At 65.3% G+C, this 16,209-nt stretch carries 14 protein-coding genes and 1 other RNA gene; 11 read left to right on the top strand and 4 right to left on the bottom strand.

Features of this window, described 5'->3' with window-relative positions; genetic code table 11:
* Nucleotides 1-32 precede the first annotated feature (32 nt).
* Nucleotides 33-788, bottom strand: a complete 756-nt coding sequence (locus ABT375_RS04275; protein WP_416464847.1) for an NRDE family protein — start codon at nt 786-788, stop codon at nt 33-35.
* A 39-nt stretch (nt 789-827) separates the two neighbouring features.
* Here ABT375_RS04275 and ssrA point away from each other — a divergent pair.
* From ssrA to ABT375_RS04260, 3 genes are all read left to right on the top strand, one after another.
* Nucleotides 828-1,180: a transfer-messenger RNA gene (ssrA, locus tag ABT375_RS04270) on the top strand.
* Nucleotides 1,181-1,246: 66 nt separating this feature from the next.
* On the top strand, nt 1,247-1,489 hold the full coding sequence (locus tag ABT375_RS04265) for a hypothetical protein (RefSeq protein WP_416464230.1): 243 nt from the start codon (nt 1,247-1,249) through the stop codon (nt 1,487-1,489).
* Nucleotides 1,490-1,534: 45 nt separating this feature from the next.
* Nucleotides 1,535-1,924 carry a tetratricopeptide repeat protein gene (locus ABT375_RS04260; RefSeq protein ID WP_224546122.1) on the top strand — a complete coding sequence of 130 codons (390 nt, stop codon included), beginning with the start codon at nt 1,535-1,537 and terminating at the stop codon, nt 1,922-1,924.
* A 126-nt stretch (nt 1,925-2,050) separates the two neighbouring features.
* Here ABT375_RS04260 and ABT375_RS04255 read toward each other — a convergent pair whose 3' ends face one another.
* Complete coding sequence (locus tag ABT375_RS04255) at nt 2,051-4,750, bottom strand: TonB-dependent receptor domain-containing protein (protein ID WP_261934545.1); 2,700 nt, start codon at nt 4,748-4,750, stop codon at nt 2,051-2,053.
* A gap of 91 nt (nt 4,751-4,841) precedes the next feature.
* Complete coding sequence (locus tag ABT375_RS04250; RefSeq protein ID WP_224546124.1) at nt 4,842-6,440, bottom strand: hypothetical protein; 1,599 nt, start codon at nt 6,438-6,440, stop codon at nt 4,842-4,844.
* A 245-nt stretch (nt 6,441-6,685) separates the two neighbouring features.
* On the opposite strand from ABT375_RS04250, the gene ABT375_RS04245 reads away from it, so the two are divergent.
* Complete coding sequence (locus ABT375_RS04245) at nt 6,686-8,119, top strand: CHAD domain-containing protein (RefSeq protein WP_416464229.1); 1,434 nt, start codon at nt 6,686-6,688, stop codon at nt 8,117-8,119.
* 6 nt (nt 8,120-8,125) lie between these two features.
* On the opposite strand, the gene ABT375_RS04240 is transcribed toward ABT375_RS04245, so the two are convergent.
* Nucleotides 8,126-8,785, bottom strand: a complete 660-nt coding sequence (locus ABT375_RS04240; RefSeq protein WP_416464228.1) for a prolyl hydroxylase family protein — start codon at nt 8,783-8,785, stop codon at nt 8,126-8,128.
* A gap of 171 nt (nt 8,786-8,956) precedes the next feature.
* Between ABT375_RS04240 and ABT375_RS04235 the strand changes: the two genes are divergently transcribed.
* The 7 genes from ABT375_RS04235 to gspI are packed head-to-tail and all read left to right on the top strand — an operon-like array spanning nt 8,957 to nt 16,114.
* Nucleotides 8,957-9,826, top strand: coding sequence for a type II secretion system protein N (locus tag ABT375_RS04235; protein WP_416464227.1), 870 nt, complete (start codon nt 8,957-8,959; stop codon nt 9,824-9,826).
* Nucleotides 9,823-12,030: a type II secretion system secretin GspD gene (gspD, locus tag ABT375_RS04230; RefSeq protein ID WP_261934550.1), complete on the top strand. Its 2,208-nt coding sequence runs from the start codon at nt 9,823-9,825 to the stop codon at nt 12,028-12,030. Before ABT375_RS04235 ends, gspD begins: the two co-directional genes overlap by 4 nt.
* Nucleotides 12,027-13,568 (top strand): type II secretion system ATPase GspE, encoded by a 1,542-nt coding sequence (gene gspE, locus ABT375_RS04225; RefSeq protein WP_416464226.1) that lies wholly within the window; start codon nt 12,027-12,029, stop codon nt 13,566-13,568. Before gspD ends, gspE begins: the two co-directional genes overlap by 4 nt.
* Nucleotides 13,561-14,778 carry a type II secretion system inner membrane protein GspF gene (gspF, locus tag ABT375_RS04220; RefSeq protein WP_224546135.1) on the top strand — a complete coding sequence of 406 codons (1,218 nt, stop codon included), beginning with the start codon at nt 13,561-13,563 and terminating at the stop codon, nt 14,776-14,778. The genes gspE and gspF overlap by 8 nt, the downstream gene beginning before the upstream one ends.
* An 11-nt stretch (nt 14,779-14,789) precedes the next feature.
* Nucleotides 14,790-15,314 (top strand): type II secretion system major pseudopilin GspG, encoded by a 525-nt coding sequence (gspG, locus tag ABT375_RS04215; protein ID WP_416464225.1) that lies wholly within the window; start codon nt 14,790-14,792, stop codon nt 15,312-15,314.
* On the top strand, nt 15,286-15,750 hold the full coding sequence (locus ABT375_RS04210; RefSeq protein ID WP_224546138.1) for a GspH/FimT family pseudopilin: 465 nt from the start codon (nt 15,286-15,288) through the stop codon (nt 15,748-15,750). The genes gspG and ABT375_RS04210 overlap by 29 nt, the downstream gene beginning before the upstream one ends.
* Nucleotides 15,743-16,114 carry a type II secretion system minor pseudopilin GspI gene (gene gspI, locus ABT375_RS04205; protein ID WP_416464224.1) on the top strand — a complete coding sequence of 124 codons (372 nt, stop codon included), beginning with the start codon at nt 15,743-15,745 and terminating at the stop codon, nt 16,112-16,114. Before ABT375_RS04210 ends, gspI begins: the two co-directional genes overlap by 8 nt.
* The last annotated feature ends 95 nt before the right edge of the window (nt 16,115-16,209 follow it).

The raw sequence follows: 16,209 nt of genomic DNA, 5'->3' as shown, positions 1-16,209 counted from the left end.
GGCGGGGGGAAGTGGGGAGGGACGGTTAGCCATCACCAGCGGAAGCCGAGCCGGGTTTCGCCCGTATCGCCGCCGTCGCGGTCGAAGCGGCGTTCCACGATCTGGCCCCGACCGTCGCGATCGACGGCGATGACGGTGCTGCAGCGCGTGCCATAGAGCGGGTTGCGGATGAAGATGGGGGAAGCGGCGGCTTCGTCGGGAGCGTCTGAGGGCGTGGCGGGGGCGATGCCGGCGTCGGGCAGGTTTTCCCGGCGCAGTGCCTCGAACAGGGCGGCCGGGTCATCGGCATCTTCGGTCAGCCAACCGAGCAGGGCGGTTTTGAGCGCCAGCGTCTTAGGCCATGGCGCGTCGAGCGCGCCGTTGGACAGGCCGTACAGGCCCGGCGTCAGCCGCGTGCGCAGCGGTTGCGGACGATTGGTGAGAAAATCGGCGCGATCGGCTTCGACCAGAATCAGGTTGAACGGGTTGAAATCATCCAGCCGCGCCTGTGCGACATCGGCATAGGCGCCGTCGCCCGCCAGCAGGTCCGTCACGAGCGCGCCGCGGGAGGCGCGGTCCGGCTGCGGGCCGCCATAGCCGCGCAAATTGGTGACGATCGCGGTCCGGCCCGCTTCCGATACGCCAAGCCATGTGCCGCCCGATTGCAGGTCGCGCCCGGCGATCAGGCCCTTGCGGTCGCCCCAGCGGGCGAGCGGGGCGGCGGCGCGCGCATGATATTCATCGCGATTGCCGATCAGGATGAGGCGCCAGCGCGGATGCGCCGCCCAGGCCATGGCCATGATGCACATGGGGCCGATGTATCGTCCCGGCCGCATCCCGCAAGTCCATGACTTGAAAAACCCGTCGCGTGGGGCCATATGGGTCGCGCCGGGTTCGCCCGGCTATGGTGATAAATTGTGTCGTATAATAGATGCAGCGGACCCGGGGGCAGTACCCGGCGGTTCCACCAGAAGGCCCGATGGCTTAGCGCTTTGGGGTTTCCTGACGGGGCCGAACTAGGATCGACGTGTGTTCAAAGGCGATATTTTTACCCGGCCCGTGTAAGCCGTTAAACTGTGCAAAACTCACAAGTGCCAACGATAACGAAGCACTCGCCATTGCAGCGTAACTGAGGGCCTCACGGCCTGACGTTACTCTAAAATAGCGCGGTTGAACCCACCGGGCAACAGAAGGGAATTCAGCGGCCCCCGGAGGCGCCGGGCAACAGAAGCCTCCGGACCTTTCCACGATCGTCATGGCATATGCGATGCGCATTCCGCATCGTCCGACAGGAGTCGCTGTGGCGGATGCCCGCGATGATGGGCAAGCGGCGTCCGCCGCGTGCGAGCGATTGTATGATGTCGATGATTCGAATCATCTTCAATCTGCGACGATTTTCGATTACGCTTTTATGACAGTCTTGCGTAAAATTCATAAATTATTGATATTAAAGCAAAGAAAATCGTTTTTGCCGGTTCGATGCGCCCTTGTCCTGATGTCATCTAAATGAAATACTTCTGGCTATAGTAAGAAGTTTTTTCTGGAGGCATGAGAGATGAAGAAGGTCGCTGTAATCATGGGTCTGGCGCTGGCGGCGATGACGCCGAACATGGCCCAGGCGGCGGCCGAAGGGCAGGACGTCGTGGTCGTGGGTGGTCCCGAAGGCAGCCTGGCCGCCAAGGCGCTGGCCAGCGGCCGCTTCGATGCGGCGCTGCGCAAGCTGCAGCCTATGCAGGTCTATGGCGAGAACGACCCGGCCCGCCTCATCAATCTTGGCAACGCCTATGCGGGCGTCGGCCGCATGGCCCAGGCGCGTGAAGCCTATCGTTCCGCTCGCTTCGCGCCGGAAACGACGCTCGTGCTGGCCAATGGCACGGAAGAATCCTCGCGCTCGGTCGCGCTGCGGGCGCTCAGCCGTCTCAATCCCAGCTACGCGATGCGTTGATCGCACGGCATAAGGCGTAGGGAGCGGAGGCGCCGTCCTCGCGCACGGCGCCGCCTCGCATATTGCCCATGAAAAAGGCCGACCGGGTTACCCCGGCCGGCCTGTTTCATGCGGTCGATCGTCGGATCAGAAGGCCACGGTGAGCGAGGCCGCGATCGTGGTGCCGATCTTGTAGCGGTTATAATAGACCTTGTTGCCGTCCTGTTCCTGGAACTCCTGGAACTTGCGGCCCAAAATGTTGCGCGCTTCGAACTTGACTTCGCTGTTGATGCCGCCGGGCAGCTTTACGCCCTGCCGTGCGACGAAGTCGAGCTGAACGCCCGGCTTTTCCTTGATGTCGGGCTGCAGATTGGGACCGCGGCTGGTGACGCGCGGGCTGGCATAGGTCAGCAACAGCGTCTGCTGCGACAGTTTTTCGGTGTCTTCCAAGCCCAGTTGCAGGTTGACAAGATGGTCCGACTGGCCCGTCAGCGGCGCGCCGTCGACGAAATAGTCCGACGCAGCAGGCAGGTCGCCGGTGGTGTAGGTATAGGGGATGGTGGTGTCCCCGTCGCTCACCTTCAGCTTGGACTGGGTGTAGGTATAGTTGGCGATCAGCGCGACCCGGCGGCTCTGGAAGAAGGCCGAATCCATCCCGTCGAGCGGGATATATTTCTGCGCTTCGAACTCGGCGCCGTAGAGCGTGGCTTCCGGCGCGTTGGCGAAGCTGGTCGTCACCGCATAGGTGTCGCTGATGGTGGTGTAGGTTTCGATCGGATTCTTGATCTTCTTGTAGAAGGCCGATGCGGTGAGGCGTTCCTCGCGACCCATATACCATTCGGCGCGGATGTCCGCATTCCACAGCTCGCTGTCCTGCAGGAACGGATTGCCGCGGTAGAAGCGGTTGGAGTCGGTGTCGATGAACGGCTGGGCGATCAGTTCGCGGAACTGCGGGCGGGCGAGCGTCTTGGAACCCGATGCGCGGAATTGCAGGCCGCCACCCGCGTCGAAGGTCAGTGTGACCGCGGGCAACCAATAGTCGTTCTTGATCTGGTTGAAGGGCGTCACGCCGGTCGCATAGACGTCCACGCCCGTCACCGACTGGCGGCCGCTTTCGTAGCGGACACCCGCGTCGATGCTGAAGCCGGGGAAGAGTTCGGCCTTCACCTGACCATAGCCGGCATGGACGCGCATGGCGGCGTCATAGACCGGATAGTTGCCGGAAAAGTCGAGCAGACCCAGATCATAGAGCTGGATCGTCGCGTCCGACAGCAGATAGTCGGGACGAAGTTGCTGCACCGGGATCGGCAGGTTGACTGCGTCGAAATGCAGTTCGTAGCGCGACGAGGTCCGCTTCGTATCGGTATAGGCGTAGCCGCCCGTCACGACGAATTTGGGTGCGATCTTGAAGCTCAGGTCCGCGCCGCCCGACCAGAGATCTTCGTTCAGATCGCTGAAGGTGACCGAAGCGTCGCCGCGCTGGCGGTTGAGCGCGTTGACGAAGCGATCGCCGACCGGATCGGTCGCCAGATCGCGATTGGTGCGGACATAGACGAATTCCCGCTCATAGGGCGCTTCGCGTTGCGAATTGGCATAGCCGCCGCGCAGGTCGAGGCTGATCATGTCGTTGAACTTGAATTCGCCGGTGAACTGGGTGTCGATCAGCTGCCGCTCATACCAGGCGGTCTGTTGCGTGAGATAATCGGCGCCCTGGATCTGGCCGTCATTCTGGCCGACCGCGAGCGACGCGCGCTTCAACGTGTCGCGAATATAGAGGTTGGTCCAGCGAACCTTCTGGTCGCCCCATTCCAGGCCGAAGCCCAGCAGGCCGTTGACCGTCACCTGATTGTCGGTGACGACCTGATGGGCGCTCTTGCCCGCGCCTTCCGACACGGTCAGCGACGCCTGCTGCAGGTTGTCGCGGGTGCGCCACTTGTTGCTGTAGCCCGCCGTGGCGATGACGCCCAGGCGCGCATCGCCGATATCGAACGCGGTGCCGGCATTCAGCGTGCCGGAGAAGTTGAAGGGCAGGCTGTTCGTCCGTTGCACGACCGAGGTCTTGCTGTTGAGAAACTGCATCGCGATCGCCTGCTGGTCGGCGCGTTCGATATTCGCGAAGGGCACGCCGGCGCCGAAGGCCTGCTTGAGCAGCGGCGGAACGTCGCGCGAGCTGTCGTCGAAGCCGGTCCAGTCGGACTTGGCGCCATAATAGGTGTAGCCGAGCTGGCCCGAGGTTTCGGTGTTGGCCGAGCTGCCGACGCCGAATTCCAGATAGGATTCGGTCGGGATCGCCTTGGTCGTCAGGTTGATGACGCCACCGCCGAATTCACCGGGGAAGTTGGCCGAAAAGCTCTTCTGCACCAGGGTCGATGCGATCACGCTGGTGGGGAAGAGGTCGAGCGGCACCACGCGCTTGAGCGGTTCGGGGCTGGGCAGCGGCGAACCGTTCAGCAGGGCGAGCGAATAGCGATCGCCCAGGCCGCGGACATAGACATAGCCGCCCGATACGACCGACAGGCCGGTGACGCGCTGCAACGAACCGGCGATGTCGCCTTCGCCCGTACGCTTGATGTCGGCGGCGGACAGGACGTTGACCACCTGCGGCGCGGACTGCGAGATGTTGCTGTTGCGACGGCCGGTGACGATGATGTCGGAGCCGGGGATCGACACGTCGACATTGCCCGACTGCGCATCGGCTTCGTCGGCGGCGCTGGGCGTGCTCGACATGCCGGCATCGCCGGTGGTCGCCCCGCCAGCTTGGCTGGCATCGGTCTGCGCCATCGCCATGGGAGCGACCAGCGCGGTGGAAATCAGGAGCAGGCGCGCCAGACTGAGCGGCTTCGACATGCTATATATCCCCCTTGGGAAAATTTAGTGCAAAGAAGGCGGGGAAGCGCGGTTGCACGCTCCCCCGCCCCTGTTGAGGTCGTGGGTCCGATCAGGTCGTCGGAATGGCGGTGCAGTTGCCGCTGGTGCTGCCGAAGCTGGCGGTCACCGAGTTGCAGGTCCAGCCGGCATACCAGGTGTCGCTGCTGTCCTTGACCGCACCGATATAGTTGGTGGTGGTGAAGGCGGCGTCTATCGTCTTGGGGTCGATCGCGGTGCGGGCCGTCTCGGTCGCGCCGTTGATGAACAGGTTGGTCAGCGACGGGGTGTAGCTGATCGTGCTGTTCGCACCGGCTTCGAAGATCGACTGGACCAGGGCGGCGTCAACGCCGGTGCCGGTGCCCTTATAGGGCGTGCTGTTGCACTGCATCACCACCGACAGGTAGCGCGGCTTGCCCGCATCCTGCAGCGTGGTGTCGGCGTCACGGACCGCAGCGGCGCCGTTGATGCGCAGGCAGCTCTGGTTGGGGCTGACGATGATGCCGTTGACCAGGGCCAGGTCGGCACCGCCGCGCAGCAGCATTGCCGCGCCGTCGTCACCGGTGTTCGAACGCTGGATATGAGTGAAGTTGGCGACCTTCAGATACTGGCGGGGCAGGGCGTCCTCGCTGGCGTTGCTGTTGGTGGCCGAACCGTTCGAGTCGGTTTCGAGGAAGGTGTCACCGACATTATTGCCCTCGCGCTGGGCGGCGATGACGAACTGGGCGGTGCCGCGGAAGCCGACGTCGGTGTCGAGATTGTCGTCTTCGTTGCCGGTCAGCACCAGATATTTCATGTTGAAGCTGCCGCCGAACGCTTCGATGCCGTCGTCAGAGCTGTTGTGGACCTGGATATGGTCGATCACGGTGCCGCTGCCGACGCCCGACGGGGTCAGGCCCTGCAGTTCCTTGCCGTCGGCGAGGACGAAGCCCGAATAGCGGATCTGGACATAGCTGAGGCGACCCGAATTGTCGGTGTCGGTCGCGCCGCCGTACAGGGCGTTGCTGGTGCCTTCGGTGTCGCGTTCGCAGGCGGTGGTGCCCGGTGCGGCGGCCGGTGCCTGGCAATCGGTGATCTTCGCACGGCCGAGCAGCACGATGCCGCCCCACTGGCCCGACGACTGGTCGGTCGCAGCGCCGGTGACGTTTTCACGGCTGGTGAAGATGATCGGCGCGGTGGCGCTGCCGACGGCACTGATCTTGTTGCCGCGGTTGACCGCCAAATAGGCGTTGCCGGTGCTGGCGAACACGACCACGCCCGGATCGATGCTGAGCGTCACGTCGGTATTGGTGCTGGCGGCGCCCTGGTCGGTGCCGACATCGACGCGGCCGGGCAGCGAGTAGATCACGCCGGTGGTCTTGGCGATCGCCGTGGTCGCGGTGAAGCGCGCCGGGAAGGCGCAGTTGCGCCAGGTGTTGGTGCCGTCCGTGATGGTGCCAAGATCGCTCAGCTGGTTCGGGCCGGCGATGGTCGGGCAGTTGGCCGCTGGCGTCACCGCAGTCGGCGTGGGGGTCGGCGTGGGCGTGGGGGTCGGCGTGGGGGTCGGCGTCGGCGTCGGGATGACGATGGTGCCTTCGCCCGGCGAAGCGATGTCGTCGGCGCCGCAGGCGCTCAGGCCCACGCAGGCGCAGCTCGCCATCAGGATCGTTTGGATACGGTTAATCTTGGCCATGTCGTCTCCGCTCCGGCCTGTTGCCGGGATTGTTGAAGTGCGGAGCGCAGGGGAATTTCGACTCGGACAACGCCCCCTGTCGCCCTCAGAACGGGCAGTTAGGCGCGGCACATGACAGGCTGATGCTGCTTCTATGACAACGGAGCGTCTTTAAAATGACAGTTTAGAGACAGTGACGGCGTTTCCATGGTTAAGGCTGTTCGTGCTAAGGCGCGAGGCGGGCGGGACGCTGGCAGGAGATGGGCTTGCAACCGGAAATCGAACTGAAGCTGGACCTGGCGCCGGAAGCGGCGGACATGTTCGCGCAATGGCCGTCGCTGCCGGCCGATAGCCAGACGGCTGCGTTGCACGCCACCTATTTCGACACGCCCGATCATCAGCTCGGCAAACGGGGCATGAGCCTGCGCATCAGGCGGTCGGGCCGGCGGCGCGTCCAGACGGTGAAGGCCGATGGCCGCGATGGCGCGGGCCTGTTCGCGCGCGACGAATGGGAGATGCCGGTGCGCGGCGCCAAGCCGGTGCTGGACGCGCGCACGCCGGTCGTTGCGCTGCTGGGGGAAGCGGTGGCGGAAGTGGATAAGCTCTTTAGCGTCGATGTGCAGCGCCGGATGTGGGTGGTGTCGCAGGACAATGCGACGATCGAGCTGGTGCTGGATCGCGGGGCCATAATGGTGGCCGGGCGGGAACAGGCGATCTGCGAAATAGAGCTGGAACTGAAGGCGGGCGAACCGGCGGCGCTGTTCGCGCTGGCGCGGCGGATCGATGCAGACATCGCCGTGCGACCCGGCGTCCTGAGCAAGGCGGAGCGCGGCTATCGACTGACCGAGGCGCTGCCAGCCGCGATCAAGGCGGAGCCGGTGGCGCTCGATCCTTCCATGACGATTCGCCAGGCCTTCCTGCGGATCTATGCGGCCTGCCTGCGTCATTATCGGCTGAACGAGGCGCTGCTGCTGGACCATTATACGCCCGAAGCGCTGCATCAGGCGCGAGTCGCGATCCGACGGTTGCGATCCGCGCTGAAATTGTTCGCGCCGCAGTTGCCGACGGCGGATCTTGCCCGCTTTCAGGGCGAATTGCGCTGGCTGGCCGCTGTGCTGGGCGAGGCGCGCGACCTGGACGTGCTGATGCCGCGGATCGCCGACGGCGCGATGCGCGCGCCGCTGGAAGAAGCGCAGGCGGCGGCGCACGATCATGTCCTGCAATGGCTGGCGTCTGCGCGGGTGCGGATGCTGCTGCTCGATCTTGTCGAATGGCTGGCGCTGGGCGCGGGCATGGGCGCGAAAGCCAGTCGGTCGGCCGCCCCTTTCGCCGCGACGCGCCTGCGCAGGCTGCGCAAGCGTATCGCCAAGGAGGGCAAATCTATGGCGCGGCTGGGCGACGGAGCGCGTCATGAGGTGCGCAAGGATGCCAAGAAGCTGCGCTATGGCGCTGAATTCTTTGCCGGACTGTTCGATGAAAAAAAGAAGCATCGCCGCCGGCAAAAGGCATTTCTGGGCAAGCTGGAAGCCATGCAGGACGTGCTGGGTGCGCTCAACGATCTGGTCGCCACGCCTGCGATCCTCGCCCGCCATGGACTGCCGGGCGATATCGGAGCGGGCGGCGCTGAGAAGGCGGACCTGCTCGCCGCAGCGGCGCGCGCGCATGGCGAACTTGTCGATGCGCGCCGTTTCTGGACCTGAGCCGCGTCAGCCCCAGGGGCGCTCGCGATACCATTTGGTGATGACATGCTTCACCCCAGACCGCACCTTCATGCCGTGATGGAGGCTGGCGGGGTTCGGCTCGCCCGATGCGTTGCGGTTGTTCCAGGCGAGTAATTTGCCGGTTTCCGGCTGGACGGTCTTGCCGATTTTGGTGAAGCGGGTCGCGCCGCCGGCCATGGGTTCGTTCAGATAGACCATCAACGTCCAGGTGCGATTGCCCGCCACCGAACAATATTTCGCATAATCCGACCCCTTCGGATCGAAATAGTCGGTATGCGCCTTGAATTCCTGGCCCACGTCGTAGCGCTGGCCCTGGATCGGTTCGCCATAGGGCGCGGCTATCCCCGCGAAAGCGTCCAGCCGCGCATTGATCGCGGCGACGAAAGGATCGGCATGATCGAGGTCGCAGGTCTCGCTGGTGCGAAAATAGCCGTCGCCATTGGCGTCCGCAATGGTGGACGGGCGCCGCTTGGCATCGATTCGCGCGATCAGCCCGGCGCATTCTTCCGCGTCCAGGAAATGGCGCTGGATGAAGAGCGTCAGTTCACGGTTGGGCACCCGCTGGATGCGCGGATGGGCGGCGATCCAGGCCGGGGCGGCATCGGTTGCCGTTGGGGCGGGGGGCGGGGCGGTCAGGTCCGTCATGGAAAATCCCGAAAGAAGCAAAGATGCGGTAAGACGACGCCACAGCTATATTCCGGCCCCTAAAATGCAAGGCGCCAGCGCCATGTCATATTACCGCAATATAACTGTCATGCAGCAGTAAGATCATCTGCCTAGCAGGCTCCCAAACGATTGGGGGCTTGGGGCAGCATCATGCGAGTGCCATTTAGCGACAGGATGCGCGGCTTCGGACGCGGGAAGACGGCGGCCATTCCCACGATCGACTGGCTTGGGCTGCTCGAACGGGTGTTGCTCGTCCTGCTGGCTTTGCAACTGGTACGGCTGATCTGGGCGGTCGTGGCGCCGGTCGGCAGCTTCGGACCGTGGGAAGGGCGTCAGGCGCAGATATTGTCGCCCAGCGCGCGGCAGGCGCTGTTCGCCAGCTTCGATCCCTTTTTCCGCACGGGCGCGCCGCAACAGGCGGGTAGTGGCGTCGTCACTTCGCTGGCGCTGACGCTGTATGGCGTGCGGCTGAACGAAGGGTCGGGGCTTGGATCGGCCATCATCGCCGCGCCCGACGGGGTGCAGAACAGCTTCGCCGTGGGCGATGAGATCCTGCCGGGCGTGGTGCTGAAGGCCGTGGCGTTCGATCATGTGACGATCGACCGGGGCGGCGCGGAAGAACAGATTTTCATCGACCAGTCGACCCCGGCCCCCGAAGCCGAACCCGCCGCTGCGGTCGCCTCGGTTCAGGGCGCTGGCTGGCAGAGCGCCGCCCCACCGCCACCCGCCGCACCCGGCGCCGGTCCGACCGTGGACAGCCTGAAGCGCGACATCGGTTTTGCCCCGCGGTTGCAGAACGGCCGTGTCACCGGCCTTGCGGTCATGGCCAAGGGGCCGACCTTCGCGGGCGCGGGCTTCCGGCCCGGCGACATCATCAGCCAGATCAATGGCCAGCCGATCGGATCGGCCGGCGACCTCCAGTCTCTCCAGAACCAGATCGCGCCCGGCGCGCGCCTTTCCCTCACCGTCGAGCGCGGCGCCGCCGTGGCATCGGTCAACATCATAGTGCAAGGCCAATGACCCGCAAATTCCTCCTTACCGCCGCCACCGCGCTCGCGCTCGCCACGCCCATCGCCGCGCCGCTCCTGGCGCAGCAGACGCTCAATGTGCGCGATGCCGACATCCGGGCCTTCATCCAGGATGCTGCGCGGGTCACCGGCCGGACCTTCATCATCGACAACAAGGTGCAGGGGAAGGTTTCGGTCGTGACCGACCGGCCGCTGTCGCGATCCGAATATTTCGAGATCGTGCTTTCCACGCTGCGCGCCAACGGCCTGGTGGCGGTGCCGGCACCCGGCGGGGCCTATCGCATCCAGCCGGCCGATGGCGCTGCGGGCCAGCCGAGTAGCGTCGGACGCGCCGCCAATCGCAACAGCTTCGTGACGGAGGTGTTTCGCCTGCGCTCCATCGACGCGGCGAGCGCGCTGGAAACGCTGCGCCCGCTGGTCAGCAAGGAAGGCTCCGTCACCGCCAACCGCGCGGGCAACAGCGTGGTCGTGGCCGACTATGCCGACAATATCGCCCGCATCCGGCAGGTGATCGCCCGTATCGACCGCGATACGTCGTCGACGCAGATGGTGATGCTGAAAAATGCTGGCGCGCGCGAAATCGCGACCTCGCTCCAGGCGCTGGTGGCGAGCGGGGGCGGCGGGGAGAACGCCGCGCCGTCGGCCGCGACCGTGGTGCCGATCGACAGCAGCAACGCCGTCGCGATCCGCGGCGACGCCAATACTGTTGCGCGACTCGCCGCCATGGCGCGCCAGCTCGACCAGCAGGCGGCGAGCGGCACCGAAATCCGCGTCTACTGGCTGGAACATGCCGACGCCGAAAAGCTGCTGCCGGTATTGCAGCAGCTTGTGGGCCAATCGACCAGCCAACCGGTGACGGCTTCCACCCCGGCCGCCGGCGGGCAGGGCGGTGCGCCCGCAGCGCAGGCGGCTGCGCCGGTCGCGGCGGCATCCTCGTCCGCATCGAGCGGCGGCGGCATTTCCACCCGCGGCCCGGCGATCGTCACCCGTTACGAAGGCGCCAATGCGATCATCGTCGCGGCGAACAGCGACGTGCAGCGGATGCTGGGCGAAACCATCCGCCAGGTCGACACCCGGCGCGAACAGGTGCTGGTGGAGGCGATCATCGTCGAGATCAGCGACGCGGCCGCCAAGAAGCTGGGCGTGCAGTTCCTGCTCGGCAGCACATCGACCGGCTTCGCCGCGAGCAACTATTCCAACGCCTCGCCCAATCTGCTGACATTGGCGGGGGCCTATGGCGCGACGCAGCTCGGTACGACGACGACGACCGTGGTGGCGCCGGACGGTACTAAAACGACGACCGAGGTCCAGAATAGCGGCGACCTCGCGAGCAGCTTGCAGGAAGCGGCGATCAGCAGCCTGACCAGCGCAACCGGCGCGATTGCGGGGCTGGGCGGCAGCATCGGCAAGAACGGCATTTTCGGCGCGATCATCAATGCGGTCAAATCCGACACCGAAAGCAACCTGCTTTCCACGCCGTCCGTGATGACGCTGGACAATCAGAAGGCGTCGATCCTGGTCGGGCAGCAGGTGCCCGTTACCACCGGCGAGGCGCTGAGCCAGAATTTCGACAATCAGTTCCGTACCGTCCAGCGTCAGGATGTCGGCATCAAGCTGGAAGTGAAGCCGCAGATCAACACCGGCGGCGCGATCAAGCTGTTCCTGAAGCAGGAAGTGTCGAGCGTGGCCGGGCCAGTCAGCAACTCCAGCAGCGACCTCATCATCAACAAGCGCGAGATCGAGACGACCGTGACCGTCGATGACGGCGAGATACTGGCGCTGGGCGGCCTGCTGGACGATAATGAGCGCAAGACGATCGAACGCATCCCGCTGCTGTCCGATATTCCGGGGTTGGGCGAATTGTTCAAATCGCGCAGCAAGAGCCGGACCAAGACCAATTTGATGGTCTTCATCCGGCCGACCATTCTGCGGTCGAAGGAGGATGCGCAGCGGCTGACGCAGCAGCGCTACGGCTATGTCCGGGGTATGCAGTTGCAGCGCAATCCCGATGTCGAACCGACGATAGACGAACTGGTGCGCGACTATATGGGCGCGACCCCGCCGGTCGCGGCGCAGCCGGGCGATGCGGTGGTGCAGCCCGATGCGGCGCCCGCGCAGGTCATCGAACCCACCGTCCGCCAGTCGAGCGGCGTGGTGCGGCCGGTCGAAATACCGGCAAGCGGAGGGCGCAAGTGAGCGAACAGACGCACACCGACATCAGCCCGCCCGCGCAGCCGCCGCGGCCCATCGACATACCTTATGTCTTCGCGCGCAGGCATGGCGTGGTCATGCTGCCGGTCGAGGGCGAGCGGCTGACCATAGCGGTGCGCGCGGGGAGCGATCCGCGCGTGCTGCTAGAGGTGCGGCGGCATCTGGCGCGCAGCTTCGACGTCATTTTCGTTGAACCGGCAGAGTTCGACCGGCACTTGTCGAACCATTATGCGATGGAGGGCAGCGCCGCGGCCATGGCCGGATCGCTGGAGGTCGGCGCGGACGAACTGGACATTTTGGCCGCAGACATTCCGACCGCCGACGACCTGCTCGACAGCGCCGACGATGCGCCCGCGATCCGGCTGATCAACGGCATCATCGCCGAAGCGGCGCGGCAAGGCGTGTCGGACATCCATATCGAACCCTATGAAACCGGCCTGATCGTGCGGATGCGCGTAGATGGCGTGCTGCGCGAGACGCTGCGGATGCCGCCGCATGTCGCGCCGGTCGTCGTCAGCCGCATCAAGGTGATGGCGCGGCTCGACATCGCCGAACGGCGCGTGCCGCAGGACGGGCGCATCGGCCTGACGCTGGGCGGCAAGCTGCTTGACGTGCGTGTCTCCACCCTGCCCAGTCGGGCGGGCGAGCGGGTCGTGCTGCGTATCCTGGACAAGGAAAATGCCGGGATCACGCTCGACCTGCTGGGCATGAACGGGGTGCCGGACCGCATCTTCCGCGAAGGATTGAGCGAACCCAACGGCATCATCCTGGTCACCGGGCCGACCGGGTCGGGCAAGACGACGACGCTCTATGCCGGCCTGCGCCAGCTCAATGACGGATCGCGCAATATCCTGACCGTCGAAGACCCGGTCGAATATGCGATGGAGGGCGTGGGCCAGACCCAGGTGAATGCCAAGGTCGGCCTGACCTTCGCGGCGGGCCTGCGCGCGATCCTGCGGCAAGATCCCGACGTCGTCATGGTCGGCGAAATCCGCGACCGGGAAACGGCGGAAATCGCCGTGCAGGCGTCGCTGACGGGGCATCTCGTCCTGTCCACCGTCCACACCAATGATGCGGTCGGCGCGATCACCCGGATGCGCGATATGCGGGTAGAACCCTTTCTGCTCGCCTCCACCCTGCGTGCGGTCATCGCCCAGCGGCTGGTTCGGCGGTTGTGCCAGAATTGCCGTGAACCGGTGCAGGCCGACAAATCGGCCAGCGCATTGCTGGGCTTCGACCCCGGTACGATCATCTATCGGGCGAAGGGCTGCGACGAATGCGGCGGCAGCGGCTATAAGGGCCGCATCGGCGTGTTCGAGGCGATCCGTGTGGACGACACCATCCGTCGCCTGATCAACGACGGTGGCGACGAATCGCTGATCGCGCGCCATGCCTTCCTGAATGCCCCCAATCTGGGATCGGCGGCGCGGGCGCTGGTGCGCGACGGCCAGACCACGGCGGAGGAAGCCATACGCGTGTCGCGCCGCGACGCGATCGAGGCGGAAACCATAGTCGATGGCTGATTTCGACTATAGCGCGATCGACCCGGCGGGCCGGGAGCGCAACGGCAGCATCAAGGCCGGGACGATCGAGGATGCGCGCGCCAAGCTGGATGCGCGCAAGATGTTCATCGTGCGGATCGAACCCGGCGCGGTGGAAACGGCGCGCAAGCGGGCGAGCCTGTCGCTGCGCACGCCGCGCCTCAGCCCCAAGGAACTGACGCTCTTCACCCGCCAGTTGGCGACGCTGACGCAGGTCAGCCCGCTGGAGGAATCGCTGCGCACCATCGGTCGCCAGAGCGAGCAGGATCATGTCCGCGCGATCGTGGGCAAGGTCCATGGCGGGGTGATGGAAGGGCGGCGGCTGGCCGATGCGCTGGGCGCGGAGCCGAAAAGCTTCCCGCCGCTCTATCGCGCGATGATCTCGGCCGGTGAAAGCTCCGGCAGCCTGCCCACCATCATGGAGCGTCTGTCCGACCTGATGGAACGGCAGGCGGTGATGCGCTCGAAGGTGCTGACCGCCATCGCCTATCCGTCGGTGCTGGCAACTTTTGCCGTGTTCGTGGTTGCGGCGCTGATGATTTTCGTCGTGCCCAAGGTGGTGGAGCAGTTCGACACGGTCGGACAGGAATTGCCGCTGCTGACCCGGATCGTCATGGCGATATCGGCTTTTCTGGCCGCCTATTGGTGGTTGCTGCTGATCGCGATGCTGCTGGCCGGCTTCGGTTTCTGGCGCGCGTTGAAGAATGACGGCTTTCGCTATCGCTTTGACGCGATGCTGCTGGGGCTGCCCGTGCTGGGCAGGTTGATCCGTGACCTGCATGCCGCACGGATGGCGCGCACCCTGTCCACCATGGTCGCCAGCCGCCTGCCGCTGATGGAGGGGCTGACGCTCACCGCCAACACGGTCCATAATCGCGTGCTGCGCAAGGCGTCGGACGAGATCGTCGAGGCGATCCGGGGCGGCGGCAGCCTGTCCGCGGCGCTGCGCCGGGCGGGCGTGTTTCCCCCGCTGCTGGTCTATCTGGCGGCGAGCGGCGAGAGCGCCGGGCGGCTCGACACCATGCTGGAGCGGGCCGCCGATTATCTGGAACGCGAATTCGACGCCTTCACCTCGACCGCGCTCGCTATGCTGGAGCCGATCATCATCATACTGATGGGGGGCATCGTCGCCGTCATCATCCTGTCCATCCTGCTGCCGATCCTGCAGCTGCAAAGCCTCACCGGGGCTTGAAGGAGTTGAATATGTTCAATCTAAAATCCGTTCGGGCTGAGCTTGTCGAAGCCCTCTCTGGCTTCAAAACAAAAGAAAAGCCCTTCGACAAGCTCAGGGCGAACGGAGACGAGACGTCAGGTGAAGCCGGCTTCACGCTGGTCGAGCTGATGGTCGTCATCGTCATCATCGGCCTGCTGGCGACGATCGTGGCGATCAATGTCATCCCTGCGACCGATACGGCTCGCGTCGAAAAGGCGAAGGCGGACATCGCCACCATCGAACAGGCGCTGGAGCAGTATCGGCTCGATAACCTGACCTATCCGGCGGGATCGGACGGGTTGCAGGCCTTGCTCAACCCGCCCGCCTCGCTGGCGCAGCCGCAGCGCTATCGCCGCGGCGGCTATATCAAGAAGCTGCCCGACGACCCGTGGGGCCGCGCCTATGTCTACACCGTGCCGGGCCGCAAGGGCGCGTTCGACATCAGTTCGCTGGGCGCGGACGGCCAGGCGGGCGGCGAGAGTGAAAATGCGGATATTTATTCCAGCGAACTCTGAAGAGAGCGGTTTCACCCTGCTGGAGCTGATGGTCGTGCTGACGATCATCGGCTTCATTTCGGCTGCCGTCGTGCTCGCCATCCCCGATCCGCGCGGACGCGTGATCGAGGATGCCGACCGCTTCGCCGCGCGCGTTGCCGCCGCGCGCGACGAAGCGGTCGTGACCGCGCGCCCGATGGGCCTGTGGGTGTCGGCATCCGGCTATGGCTTCCAGCGTCGCGAGGGAGGGCAATGGACGCCGCTGGAGGACAAGCCCTTCGTTACCGCCAATTGGAAGAGTGGCACCCGCGCTCTGGTGGGCAAGGATGGCCGCCAGCAGATCGCCTTCGACGGCACCGGCCTGCCCACCGATCCGCTGACCGTCACTCTGGCGCGCGAAGGCGAACGGGTGTCGGTGACCGTCGACATGGCGGGGAAGGTCATGGTCGGTGGGTAGGCGTCGCAAGGGGCAGGAAGGCTTCACCCTCCTCGAAATGCTGGTCGCGCTGGCGGTGTTCAGCCTCGCCGCGCTGGCGCTGGTGCGGTTGCAGGGCGTGACGCTGCGCACCGCCGCCGATCTCGACAGCAAGGCGCTGGGCCAGATCGTCGCGCGCAACCTGATGGTCGACGTGCAGACCGATCCCGTCCCACCATCGGTGGGCGAGGAGGCTGGCGATGTCGACAATGGCGGGCGGCGCTGGCACTGGAGCCGGACCGTCAAGCCGACCGACGACCGGCGGCTGTTGCAGGTCGACCTGACCGTCGATGGCCAGCCGGGCGCATCGCCGGTGGTGCTCAGCTTCGTGCGGACGGTCGAGTGATGGCGCGCTTCCAACCTCCGTTTGGGCGTGAGGACGGCTTCACGCTTTCCTGGCGTTCCGCCGAACACGGCTTCACGTTTTCCGGGCGTTCCGCC

Origin of the sequence: Sphingomonas sp. VDB2 (genome assembly GCF_047946695.1) — a bacterium.
GTDB classification, from domain to species: Bacteria; Pseudomonadota; Alphaproteobacteria; order Sphingomonadales; family Sphingomonadaceae; genus Sphingobium; species Sphingobium bisphenolicum.
The sequence above is the reverse complement of the archived record's forward strand: the minus strand, read 5'-3'. Positions and strand labels throughout refer to the sequence as shown.